Origin of the sequence: Psychrobacter sp. 4Bb (assembly GCF_002836735.1) — a bacterium.
In the GTDB taxonomy this organism is placed as follows: domain Bacteria; phylum Pseudomonadota; class Gammaproteobacteria; order Pseudomonadales; family Moraxellaceae; genus Psychrobacter.
In genome coordinates this window covers 28,961-41,766 of record NZ_PJAS01000073.1, presented here as the reverse complement: position 1 = coordinate 41,766, position 12,806 = coordinate 28,961, and the positions used below count along the sequence as shown (strand labels likewise).

General features: G+C 43.0%; 10 protein-coding genes. 5 read left to right on the top strand and 5 right to left on the bottom strand.

The genetic code is table 11. From position 1 onward, the window contains the following. Window positions 1-186: 186 nt before the first annotated feature. Window positions 187-486 carry an integration host factor subunit alpha gene (locus CXF60_RS11655; RefSeq protein ID WP_057761935.1) on the top strand — a complete coding sequence of 100 codons (300 nt, stop codon included), beginning with the start codon at window positions 187-189 and terminating at the stop codon, window positions 484-486. Between the two features lie 246 nt (window positions 487-732). Here CXF60_RS11655 and CXF60_RS11650 read toward each other — a convergent pair whose 3' ends face one another. Further along, window positions 733-1,089: a hypothetical protein gene (locus CXF60_RS11650; protein WP_057761933.1), complete on the bottom strand. Its 357-nt coding sequence runs from the start codon at window positions 1,087-1,089 to the stop codon at window positions 733-735. 534 nt (window positions 1,090-1,623) lie between these two features. Between CXF60_RS11650 and CXF60_RS11645 the strand changes: the two genes are divergently transcribed. After that, window positions 1,624-2,511: a KPN_02809 family neutral zinc metallopeptidase gene (locus tag CXF60_RS11645; protein ID WP_102092076.1), complete on the top strand. Its 888-nt coding sequence runs from the start codon at window positions 1,624-1,626 to the stop codon at window positions 2,509-2,511. Between the two features lie 195 nt (window positions 2,512-2,706). Here the strand turns inward: CXF60_RS11645 and CXF60_RS11640 are convergent, their stop codons facing one another. The 3 genes from CXF60_RS11640 to trxA all read right to left on the bottom strand — a co-directional run bounded on the left by CXF60_RS11640 (window position 2,707) and on the right by trxA (window position 5,374). Then, a complete protein-coding gene (locus tag CXF60_RS11640; protein ID WP_101204904.1) occupies window positions 2,707-2,934 on the bottom strand; it encodes a hypothetical protein in 228 nt (75 codons plus the stop codon). A gap of 319 nt (window positions 2,935-3,253) precedes the next feature. Next, a complete protein-coding gene (rho, locus tag CXF60_RS11635) occupies window positions 3,254-4,522 on the bottom strand; it encodes a transcription termination factor Rho (protein ID WP_055125334.1) in 1,269 nt (422 codons plus the stop codon). A gap of 525 nt (window positions 4,523-5,047) precedes the next feature. Continuing rightward, window positions 5,048-5,374 carry a thioredoxin gene (gene trxA, locus CXF60_RS11630; protein WP_057761928.1) on the bottom strand — a complete coding sequence of 109 codons (327 nt, stop codon included), beginning with the start codon at window positions 5,372-5,374 and terminating at the stop codon, window positions 5,048-5,050. Window positions 5,375-5,855: 481 nt separating this feature from the next. Here trxA and CXF60_RS11625 point away from each other — a divergent pair, with 481 nt between their 5' ends. Both CXF60_RS11625 and CXF60_RS11620 read left to right on the top strand, forming a co-directional pair. Then, window positions 5,856-6,569 carry an RluA family pseudouridine synthase gene (locus CXF60_RS11625; protein WP_057761926.1) on the top strand — a complete coding sequence of 238 codons (714 nt, stop codon included), beginning with the start codon at window positions 5,856-5,858 and terminating at the stop codon, window positions 6,567-6,569. 216 nt (window positions 6,570-6,785) lie between these two features. Further along, complete coding sequence (locus tag CXF60_RS11620) at window positions 6,786-8,288, top strand: flavin-containing monooxygenase (RefSeq protein WP_416376885.1); 1,503 nt, start codon at window positions 6,786-6,788, stop codon at window positions 8,286-8,288. 14 nt (window positions 8,289-8,302) lie between these two features. Here CXF60_RS11620 and CXF60_RS11615 read toward each other — a convergent pair whose 3' ends face one another. Beyond that, complete coding sequence (locus CXF60_RS11615) at window positions 8,303-9,247, bottom strand: NAD(P)-dependent oxidoreductase (protein ID WP_102092074.1); 945 nt, start codon at window positions 9,245-9,247, stop codon at window positions 8,303-8,305. Window positions 9,248-9,701: 454 nt separating this feature from the next. Between CXF60_RS11615 and rapA the strand changes: the two genes are divergently transcribed. Then, window positions 9,702-12,590 (top strand): RNA polymerase-associated protein RapA, encoded by a 2,889-nt coding sequence (rapA, locus tag CXF60_RS11610; RefSeq protein WP_180958147.1) that lies wholly within the window; start codon window positions 9,702-9,704, stop codon window positions 12,588-12,590. Window positions 12,591-12,806: the final 216 nt, after the last annotated feature.

Genomic DNA, 12,806 nt, shown 5'->3' with positions numbered 1-12,806 from the left:
GTAGTCTTTTTACCACGAGGCTACGGAGCATTGCTATTCATAGAATAAGTTAAGTGGTTATTAATAAAGGATTTTAATGAAGACTTTGTTAAAAAACGGTCAAAAAACCTTTATAATAGCTAGCCTTAACCCTCATACCGCTAAACCATGATATTCGACATCACGACATAGCATAGGAGTCGTACTGTGAGCACCTTAACCAAATCTGACATGATTGAGCATTTGATGAGTCACCTAAACCTAACACGCCAAGAAGGTCGCTGTCTGGTGGAGAACTTTTTTGATGAGCTGTCAGAGAGTTTGATTGATGGCAAAGAGGTCAAGCTTTCAGGCTTTGGCAACTTTGAGCTTAAAGATAAAAACAGCCGTCCAGGCCGTAACCCGAAAACAGGGGAGCCTGTTGCAGTATCCGCGCGCCGTGTGGTTACTTTTAAGACAGGGCAGAAATTTCGTCAGAAGGTTGACGAGCGTTTGTTTGATAGCTAATACCTAGTTTGGCACTGCGCTGAACGATAGTGTGTCTGTTTTATCGTGAGTTTATAAGAATGCTAGTGCGTATTTGCACTTAGTTATTTTTGCGTACATCTATATATTTCGATATTGCAGCACGCGTCGTATATTAGAGTTATCTATAAAGTAGAAACCTACTAAAATCATAAATGATAGACATAAAAAAAGAGAGCATAGGCTCTCTTTTTTTTACTACAGTTTATCTATTGTATGAACAATAAATTACTGAGCTTCTTCAACTACTACTTCGTCAGAAGCTTCAACAGCAGCAGTATCAGTTTCGCTAGCTACGTCTACGCTAGTGGTGTCGCCGTCTACAGGAACTTCAGCGTCCATTTCGTCAGTAGCAGTTGCAGCTTGTGCATCAGCGATGTCAGCTTCAGCGCCAGCAACAGCAGCGTCAGCATCAGCAGTCATTTCGCCTTCAGCAGCAGCTTCGTTTAGCTCTTCAGAAGCGTCTTGCACTTCTTCTTGCGCGTCAGATAAATCTTCAGCAGCGTTTTCTTTGCTGCTATCACAGGCAGTAAGGCCCATAGTTGCAGTCATGATACCAGCTAGAGCAAGTAATTTAAGTTTCATATGGTTTTCTCCGGAAAAATGAAATGAGCAGTAGCAGCAACAAAGGTCGAAATCCGAGATTTCTCAGAATTCAACTAGTCTTAGTCACAGCTACTCAGCTTCCACGCATTCTATAGGTTTTCCAAGTAAATAGAAATAGCCTGTACAATTAAGTAACAATAAAGTTTAAAATAATATTTTACTTTGTCTGTTCGATATACTTTTTAATACAAGAATCTAGATTAATCGACGTATAATCAATGACATCAGAGGGATTGAGCGCTTTTCTGCTCTTGTCTTTTAACTCGAATTGTCGATATTAATCCCGTTTTTATGGATAAGAATTGAATTAAATAGTCCGATTATCGTCCTATATTACATAATTCCTAGTTAATTTAGCAATTTTATAGGTTTCTACTTGCTTTTAGGATAGTAGACTAGGTTATAGCGTAAATTAACTGGCCAAATAATATATAACATAAGTAATGATTAATGATTAATAGAAGTAGTGGTTAATAGAAATAATGAATCAATCTATATTTGAGGAATAGAATTATGAAATGGCAAGGTAGACGAGGCAGCTCGAATGTGCGTTCTAGCACAGGTGGCGGTAAGATGATCGGCGGTGGTATTGGCGGTATTATCATCGCAGGTATTTTATGGTTGGTATTTGGGGTAAACCCAATGACCGCATTACAGACAGGACAAGCGGTCACAGGCGGTGGTAGTGAGTCATCTACCGAGCTTGCAACCAGCACAGACCGAGACACGCAGTTTGTGAAAGTTGTACTAGCAGATACAGAAGAAGTCTGGCATCAAATCTTTAATGAAGCTGGTAGTACTTATCAAGAGCCGTCATTGATTTTGTTTAATGGTCAGGTTAGCTCGGCATGTGGTAGTGCTAGCTCTGCAACTGGTCCATTTTATTGTCCAGGGGATCAGACTGTTTATTTGGATACGTCATTCTTCGTAGAGATGCGTCAGAATCTTGGTATTTCAGGCGATCAGCAAGGCTCTGGTGGTGAAGAGAACCAAGGTAAGGCTGGCGATTTCGCACAGGCCTACGTGATAGCACATGAGGTAGGTCATCATGTTCAGACGTTATTGGGCATCAGCCAACAAGTCAATGAAGCTCGTCAGCAAGTGACCCAAGCACAGTCCAATAAGCTATCAGTATTGCAAGAGTTGCAAGCGGATTGTTTTGCTGGTGTATGGGCCCAGCGCAATCAAGAGCGCGTACAGTTTTTAGAAGCTGGTGACCTTGATGAAGCGGTGAATGCAGCTAGTCAAATCGGTGATGATCGTCTAGCAAAAGCGAGTGGTGGTGCAGTAGTGCCTGACAACTTTACTCATGGTACCAGTCAACAACGTGTCGAATGGTTCACCCGTGGTCTAGAAAGCGGTAATGTACAATCTTGCGATACGTTCAGTGGTGCACTTTAATGGCCATATATATTAATAGTCACGTATTTGACTAACGATGTATTTCTAATACTGATGTTTTTGATTATGAGTCTAGCGAATGGACTTATAATCAAAATTAAAACATAAAAAATCCTGCAACGAATTGCAGGATTTTTATTATCTTTTATCTGATATTACTCAATCAATTGTCAAATAATATCAGCGTAGAAAGATTTAGTTGTTGTCAAGAACATAACCACCAGCACCGCCAATCGCTGCACCAGCCAATGCGCCACGAGCGATATCTTTGCTGTCGCCTTTGCTTCTAATAAGAGCACCAGCTGCTGCGCCAGCGGTAGCACCTTTAGCTGTGTTGCTCATACCGCTATAAGAGTTACAACCAGTCATGATTAGGGCTGAGCTAGTAATTGCAGTCATTGCGATCGTTTTAGCAAATTTCATATTATCACCTATTAAGTCATCAAGTTTAAAATACAATACCTTTAAAATACTGTGTCCATGATATTTTCAAGTATATTCCTACTGTCTGTCATAATAGTCGGTTACTAATAATATAGTCGTAGTAAAAACGCTAAACTTTGCAAACGAGATGTAAGCGATGTTGCCGTACTGTATCATCACCAATAGCTGTAAACGACAGAAGAAATTACGTTTTAATGGGTTTAACTATTAATATTTTGATGCTGTCATAAAAAAGACTACCTATAGGTAGTCTTAATTTCAAATCAAAGCTGAATATGTTTAACAAGTTAACTAAGAATTAGTTTTGTGATTTACGCTTCATTTGCTCAAAGAATTCATCATTGGTTTTCGCTTCTTTTAGGCGATCCAATAAGAACTCAGTGGCTTGTACGCCATCCATCGGTTGAAGTAGTTTACGTAAGATCCATACTTTACGCAGTTTGTCTTCGTCCAATAGACGCTCTTCGCGGCGTGTGCCCGATTTTTTGATATTAATCGCAGGGAATACACGTTTTTCAGCCAAGTCACGCTCAAGCGTAATCTCTTGGTTACCCGTTCCCTTAAATTCTTCAAAAATAACGCTATCCATCTTACTACCAGTATCAATCAATGCACTGGCAATAATAGTCAAACTACCACCTTCTTCCACGTTACGCGCAGCACCAAAGAAACGTTTTGGACGCTCAAGCGCATTGGCATCCAGACCACCCGTCAATACTTTGCCTGATGATGGGATGACTGTATTGTAAGCACGTGCTAGACGCGTAATTGAATCAAGTAAAATCACCACGTCTTGCTTGTGTTCAACCAAACGTTTAGCCTTTTCGATGACCATTTCAGCGACTTGTACGTGACGCTGTGGCGGCTCATCAAAAGTAGAAGCAACCACTTCACCGCGTACTGTACGCACCATCTCGGTGACTTCTTCTGGACGCTCATCAATCAATAGTACGATCAAATAGCATTCAGGATTATTACGAGTGATTGATTGTGCGATGGTCTGTAGCAACATCGTTTTACCCGCTTTTGGCGGTGCAACGATGATAGAACGCTGACCTTTACCAATCGGAGCGATTAGATCGATGATACGACCAGTCAAATCTTCAGTGGTTCCGTTACCAAGCTCAAGTTTTAAATGCTCAGTTGGGAATAGGGGTGTCAGGTTCTCAAAGATAAGCTTATGACGTGAGCGATCTGGCGTATCAAAGTTAATCTCGCCGACTTTCAATAATGCAAAATAACGCTCAGAATCTTTTGGTGGACGAATCGTACCAGCGATACTGTCACCAGTTTTTAGACTGAAACGGCGAATTTGGCTAGGGCTGACATAAATATCATCAGGACCGGCTAAATATGAGCCTTCTGATGAGCGCAAAAATCCAAAACCATCAGGAAGAACCTCAAGTACGCCGTCACCATAAATGGCTTCACCGTTACGCGCATGGGTTTTTAGAATAGCAAAGATAATGTCCTGTTTACGGCTACGAGCCATATTATCAAGACCCATTTCTTTGGCGATAGCCAATAGCTCAGCGATTGATTTTTTCTTTAATTCAGTAAGATTCATAGATAGGTCATTAGCAATTGATCAGATGAGAGATGCCATTAGCAGCACAAGTCACGACAGTGATTAAAATAACGGTAATATGATGATATGGGTGTGTGCACAGCGCTGTAGTTTATGTAGTTTTGGTTTTATATGTCTGCTTATGTACGCATTGCCATCATTGGAGGCAAGGTAATAAGAAATAAGGATAAAAAAGGCTACATAAGAGTCTGCGTCAAAAACTCAATATCAGTAATTGCGTTTAGTCATTTTGTTCAGCAATGGTGTTTATAATGACGATTGTGTTTTTGTTGATAAACACGAGGAGAATAGCGACAAGATACTTAGGAAAACAGTTGGTTTTCTCTTGTCAGCAGACTATACGGTCTTCACAATAGCGTTGTCAATAAATTTTGCCAAAAAAGTCATATTATCGAGTTTTTTGCACAAAAAACAAGCAAAAAAGCCACTATCTTGGTCAGATAATGGCTTTCTCGGTTATTCTATTTTACCCGCTCAAGGTAACCTAGAGCTGGCAAATGTAACTTATAAATGCTTGTCTAGTACTTTAGCCAATTCAGCTTTTGGTTGTAGGCCCATTACTGAGTCAACTTTTTCGCCGTCTTTGAACACAAATAGCGTTGGGATGTTACGAATACCAAAACGGCTGGCCGCTTGTGGGTTGTTGTCTACGTCTACTTTCACGATTTTAACTTTACCTTGGTACTCAGTCGCTAGATCTTCTAAAATAGGAGCGATGGCTTTACAAGGACCACACCATGGCGCCCAGAAGTCTACTAATACAGGTACGTCTGATTGTAGTACGTCTTGATCAAAGTCTGTGTCGGTAGTATGTACAATAAGGTCTGACATAATTTTATCTCTCTTGTTTTATTACTTCTATCACCACTCATCAACCTATATATTGGTTTAATAATAAATCAGTTGGTGGTCAAAGAATTGTTTAGAAGGGGTGAAAATGTGCCATTATATTAACATGTTTGCCCTAATTTGACAGATACAGGCTGGTTAAATTGTTTAACAACTAGTATTAGCACAATAAATCGAAACGGTGCAGCACAAGAGTGTCTAATCTGTTATTTAATACGATTATCCTTATCAAAGTATATATCTCAGTGCGATATAAGTCGTACTTTATACCTCGTTTGCGTAGTAGCTAGTGATTAGCAGCTAGCGATATTAATAACGTTAAAAATCAGCCAAATTTTTGCCCTTTTATCCAAATAACCATTGTTCTTAAAATGGCTATCGGGCCAAATATAGCTATCATGTCCAAAAGATTAGCCACCAAAAATCCTTATCTTAAAACCAATTTATATAAGTAGTTAAATTTATGCCTTTTACCGATGAAGAAGTTAATGCCCTCAATGCCCAAGAAAGCGCTTATCCACTTGAGTTCTTTAAAAATTTTGCACAAGAGATTACGGTTTATGAAGACGATGACATTTGGGTGGTTGATAAACCTGCAGGCCTATTAAGCGTCGATGGTAAAACACTCAAAGTCAGTCTTCTTGCTCGTCTTGAGCGTGCCAATCCAGCCGTCAAATTGATTCACCGCTTAGATATGGACACGTCGGGACTGCTTATTTTTGCAAAAAATGCGGCAGCGCAAACCAATATCAGTAAGCAATTTATCGAACGTCTACCGCAAAAGAAGTACCAAGCGCGTGTCTTTGGTGAGTGGGAGCAAGTCGGCGCAACTGGTGAGATATCAGTACCAGTGCGCTATGAGCCAAGTACCAAACCGCGCCATATCGTCGATCACGACTGGTCAAAGCATGCGTTGACGTTATACGAAGTTGTGGCTCATGAAACTTGTAATGGTGAGGCAGTCACTCGGGTCATGCTAAAGCCAGTCACTGGTCGCAGCCATCAGCTACGCGTACATATGGTGCATGTCGATCATGTGATGATTGGCGATCCGATTTATGCTGAAGGTGCCGCACTAGAGATAGCCCCGAGGTTGAACTTACATGCACAGCAATTGCGTTTAAAGCATCCGGTACTGGGTGCTTGGATGGACTGGGAAAGTCCCTGCCCATTTTAAGAAGTAGATTTTGCCGCTTGCGGTTAATAGATGCGATAAAAGGCTCTAAAGCCAGCTATAAGATGCCAGTCATGCAAATACAAGGATGAAAGTATGCTTGATATCACCACGACCAAACAGGCCATCAAAAACCGCTTTAAAGGTAAAAAGTCAAAGACGGATAAGGTAGCCGACTATGAGGTATTGATTATCGGTGCGGGTATCGCAGGTATTGGTATGGCTTGCCGTTTACAGCAACAGCAGCATAAAGGCCTATTCGGTCATAAAGCTCCCCAAAAGCAAAAGCAGGCAAAACCGACTAATAAGCAAAAACCTCCACAGCGCTTTGCTATCTTAGAAAAGCGTACCGATTTAGGTGGTACATGGGATTTATTTACCTATCCGGGGATTCGCTCTGACTCTGACGCCTTGACCTTTGGCTATAATTTTAGGCCGTGGCTGGATTATAGAATGCTTGCAGCAGGCGATGATATCAAGCGCTATATCGCCGATACGGCACGCGAGTTTGGGGTGACCGAACATATCCACTATCAGCATGAAGTTCAGGAGATATCATGGTCTAGTGAGGATCAACAGTGGTCAGCGACCATCAAAAACCATGCAAGCGGTGAGATGTTTGTTAAGACTGCCAAGTTTATCGTAGGTGCCACTGGTTATTATGATTATGAGCAAGGCTATCGCCCTCATTTTGAAGGAGAAGAGAATTTTCACGGTCAAATCGTCCATCCACAGCATTGGAATAATCTAGACTATGATGATAAAAAAGTCGTCGTTATTGGTAGCGGTGCCACAGCGATGACGTTGTTACCTGCGCTAGTAGATAAAGACAGTGCTCAGTGTGCGCGTCATGTCACGATGCTGCAGCGTACGCCGACCTATGTGGCAAGCGTGCCGGGTGATGACCATGCTATTGACTGGCTATCTGGCAAGTTTTCACCATTATCAAAAGAGCAGGCTTATACGCTACTACGCGCGCGCAACGTGTTACGGCAACAAGGCCTGTACAAAGTTGCGACTCATGCACCCAAGGTGATGAAGGCAGTCTTAAGAAGTGGGGTGAAAAAAGAGTTAAAAGGTAGCGGCGTTGATAGCAAGCATTTTGTGCCTGACTATAATCCATGGGATCAACGAGTATGTGCGGTGCCTGATGGTGATTTATTCAAAGCCCTGCAGGACAAACGCGCAACAGTAGTGACCGATCAAATCAGCCACTTTACTGAAACAGGAGTTATGCTGCAATCTGGCCAGCATCTCGACGCTGATATCATCGTTACTGCGACTGGCTTAAAGCTACAGATGTTGGGCGGGGCTGCGGTATATATCGATGGTCAAGCTGTCGATATTGGCACGCGTATGACCTACAAAGCAGTCATGATAGAAGACATACCTAATCTGGCAGCACTGTTTGGCTATACCAATGCTTCGTGGACACTAAAAATCGATTTGGCTTGTCAATATGTAGTGAGGCTGCTGGGATATATGCATAAAAACCGCTACCAAGTCGCATTACCACAAGCACAGACTGCAGATATGACAGCCTGTGCCCAAGTAGATACTGTAATGGGTTCGCTATCGTCTGGTTATGTCAGACGCGGCAAAAACGAGCTACCTAAGCAAGGCGATCGCTATCCTTGGTTTGTGACCAACAACTATCTAAGCGATCGAATCATGCTTAAGTATCGCAAGATAAAAGACGACTGGTTACGATTTAGTCGTTAGCATCTTGGTAATTATTAATGATGGTTGTCGATGAAATCGGCCACTTGCTTGCTTAACATCTGCCATAAGGTCTCTTGGGCGCTTTTGCTGCCCCATGCATTATGCGGACTAAAGATAACACGCGGATGGTCGCTGATACTGAGCAAAGGGTCATTATCGGCGATCGGTTCTTGTTCAAACACATCACTAGCATAGCCGATGATTTGCTCATTATTAATCGCGTCAGTTAATGCTTGGCTATCAATGATGCCGCCACGTGCGACGTTGACGATGAGCGGTCGTTTAACCATTTTAGCCAGAGTGTCTTTATTAATAAGATGCTCAGTTTGTTCATTTAATGGACAGTGCAGACTGATCACATCCGCACGCGCTAATACTTCATCAAACGCGGTATAGTCGTCGCTGCGTGGTTCACGTCCTTGGTGCTCTGCCCACAGTACGGTCATACCAAAGGCACGAGCGATTTCGGTTACGCGATTGCCGATGGTGCCAATACCAATGATACCTAGCGTCTTATCCTCCAAATCAATCAGCGGTATGTCCAGCAGGCAAAAATTGCCGTTTGCCAGCCACGTGCCATCAGCGACTTTCTGGTGATAATGAATACCAGCACGCATCGCTGTCAGCATGAGCATAAATGTGTGTTCGGGAACGCTTTTGACCGCATAACCAGCGACATTAAAAAGCGCGACACCGTGCTTATCGCAAGCGGCTTGATCGACGTTATTCATGCCAGTGGCAGTCAGTTGGATCAGCTTAAGTTTCGGCAATTGCTCTATCACCTCTGCACCAATCTGGACTTTATTGGTAATAATAATGTCAGCATCTTTGCAACGTTCAATGATGACAGCCGTGTCTTTTGGCGTGTCGTTATAAGTGATGTAGTCGCTCACACCCCTTGGTGCAGGCAGGTCAATACCTTCAGAAAAAGTACCTTTGTCTAAAAAAACGGCTTGCATGGCTAGTCCTTACTTATTGTTGTCTTATAGATAATCAGCGAATAAATGGTTATCGCATGAATCCTTATCGGCTTAATGTAGCACGTTGGTATTTTTAGTCAAAAACGAATCAACCAAATATCGATTGAACAGATATAAGCTGCTGATAAAATAGGATAATCTGTATTATTTAACAATCGTGTATTTGTCTGACATAGTATCGATTAAATAGCTGATAAAATCATAGCTATCGCAAGCTGCCTCTTGAAAAGTCAACTTAACGCACTCATCTACCCGCTAACGTTATATAATGGTTGGGCTTAACGATTGGCTTGATTGGTGTTGTGGCACTTCTTCTATGTCTTTTTGACATTTTATGGTGTGAACAACCTTATTTAGCTATTGTTAGCCGCCATTGCTGTTTTCTAAGCTATCTATCTAAATTTCATTATCTGAGTACAAAAGACATCGCCTTATGACTATCTCTATTGCTTCATTGCACAGTACTGAATTCGCCGTTGGTCAACGTTATTTATCTGATACGGAGTCTGAGCTTGGCTTAGGTGTGGTCATCGATGTTGACGACCGATGTGTGCATATTTTATTTCCGCAAAGTGAAGAGACACGCGTCTACGCAAAAAACTCTGCGCCATTATCGCGCGTGGTGTTTAAAGTGGGCGATAGCATCTACGACCAAGATGGCAAAAGCTATACGGTCAATGCCGTTGATGAAGTGATGGGTGTACTTAAATATGGCGTCGATGAGCACGAGCGCGGCATCATGGAAACCCGCCTTGCTGCCAATATCACATTGGCCAAGCCGCTTGAGCGTTTGCTTGCTGGCCGTATTGAGCGCGGTGACTGGTATGAGCTGCGCCAAGACATTTTGCGCATGCAGTCAGCGCTGGCAGGTCATCCACTAAAAGGCCTAATGGGTGCACGTGTCGATATCATCGAGCATCAGCTGTATATCGCACATGAAGTCGGTAAGCGTATTGCACCGCGTGTACTACTGGCTGATGAAGTTGGCCTTGGTAAGACTATCGAAGCGGGCATGATTATTCATCAGCAGTTGCTAACGGGCAAAGCTGAGCGTGTATTGATTTTAGTGCCCGATAGTTTGCAGTATCAATGGATGATTGAGCTGCGTCGCCGCTTTAACCTAAACTTTGCCTTGTTTGATCTAGTGCGTACTGCGGCTATTAAAGAACACGATCCTGAACAAAACGTCTTTGCTACTGAGCAATGTATCATTGGTGGCATGGATCTATTACTCGATCACCCAGACTTATATGATCAAGCTATGGATGCAGGGTTTGATTTATTGGTTGTTGATGAAGCGCATCATCTGCATTGGGATGAAGCACAGGGCGGCAATGATAAGTATGACCTAATTGCGGATTTCGCCGAAGAAACGCCGGGCGTGATGCTATTGACAGCGACGCCAGAGCAGCTTGGTGCGCAAAGTCACTTTGCCCGTTTGCGTCTGCTTGATCCAGATCGCTTTGACGATTTGGATGAATTTATCGATGGGCAAGAAGCCTTTGCAGAGACAGCAGCAGTTGCTGGTGTCTTGATAGAAGAAAAGCCATTGAATGAAGGCCAAATCGCTGCTTTAAGTAGCTTATTAGACATTAGTATTGAAGAGCTATCCTCAATCAATGAAGATGAAAAACTGCGTACACATGCATTAAATGAGCTATTAGATCGTCATGGTACAGGTCGTATTTTGTTCCGTAATACACGTGAGAGTGTCAAAGGTTTCTATGGCCGCAGTAGCCAGCCATATCCATTGCCACTTCCTGAGGCATGGAAAGACAGCTATCAAACCAATGGTAAGTTGCGTGAGCAGCTATGGGGCGAAGAAAACCAACCAGATGGTGGCTGGCTAGAAGATGATCCACGTGTTTCTTGGTTGATTGATATTTTGCGCGGTGAGCTTAAGCATCAAAAAGTGCTATTAATTGCTCGTAGTGGCGCGACGGTAGAGAGTTTAGAAGCGGTACTGCGTCTGCATGCGGGCATTAGGACAGCTATCTTTACTGAGCAAATGACTTTGCTTGAGCGTGACCAAGCGGCCGCATTCTTTGCAGATAGTGAAGGCGCGCAGATACTACTGTGTTCAGAGATTGGTTCAGAAGGTCGTAACTTCCAGTTTGCAAGCCAGTTAATACTATGGGATCTACCTGCTAACCCAGATACGTTAGAGCAGCGTATTGGCCGTCTAGATCGTATCGGTCAGACGCAGCAAATTATGCTACATGTGCCTTACGTACAAGGTACAGCGCAAGAGCGTCTGTATCAGTGGTATAACGATGCGCTGAACATGTTCAATCAGATATCGCCTACGGCACAAAGCGTGCAAGAGCAATATATCCAAGAGCTAAAACCAATGCTTGAAGGTGCTGATACACCTGAAAATAATGTCATCTTGCAAGACATCATTGATGAGGCACTACAGACACGTTTGGGACTAGAAGCACAGCTACAAGCTGGTCGTGACCGTCTGTTAGAGTATAACTCATGCCGTCCGCGTGTCGCAGGTCGGATCGCCGACGCTATGCGTGACTTTGATGGTAATAATTTGCTGCCGCACTTTATTGAGCGTTTCTTTGCATCTGCCAATATCGATCACAATATCCAGCGTGATGGCTCGTGGGTGATCGCACCGATCGATAGCACCGAGATCAGTGACTATATTGATGGTTTACCACTTGGTGATGAAGACGGTATGACCCTGACCTTTGAGCGTGAGCAAGCGCTTCAGCGTGAAGACATCGAATTCATCACTCACGAGCATCCATTGATGCGGGCGATTTATGAGCTAGCGAGTACCAGCACGTTTGGTAATACGACAGTTGCTATGCTAAAAAGTGCCGCTGTTCCGCAAGGTATGGTACTGCTAGAGGTGAACTTCCGTGTTGAAGCAATCGCGCCAAAAGTGCTCAATCTGCCAGCGACTTTGTCCACGCAAAATATCCGTGTCTTTATCAGTGAGCAGGGCAGTGATTTATCGGCTCGTATCAGTGCTGAGATGATTATGCCGCACGTTGAGCGTTTGGATAAAAACCGTGCTCGCCAAGTTATTAAAGTACGCGGCGATGTGATTGAGCAGCGTTATTACGAAGCCGAAGACATTGCTCGTCAGCAGATTTCTGAGATTGGGGAGCAAGCAAGTAGCCGCTTCAGCCAGCAGTGGTCACGCGAAATCAAACGTCTAAAACATCTACAGACGATCAATCCAAACGTGCGTCCTGAAGAGATTGAGCGTTTAGAGCAGCTTAAAGCTCAAGGTGAGCAAGCACTTGGTAACTTATCGCTAGTGCCGGATTCTATTCGTGTACTCGTAGCAGTTAAGCCATAAACATCGACGTATTTGTCAAAAACGAGGTGTTATTATACATCTCGTTTTTTTATGGTTGAGATTGCTTGCTTTGCTCTTTAGTTGCGATTTGTCTGGCAAAAACTGACAAGCAATACTTATGAGTAAGCTGACAGCAACTAGTCAAAGCCACCAATATTGGGTAAGATGTTTACCTTTTCTATAGAAAATAAATATTCGGTGATAACATCGCTAACG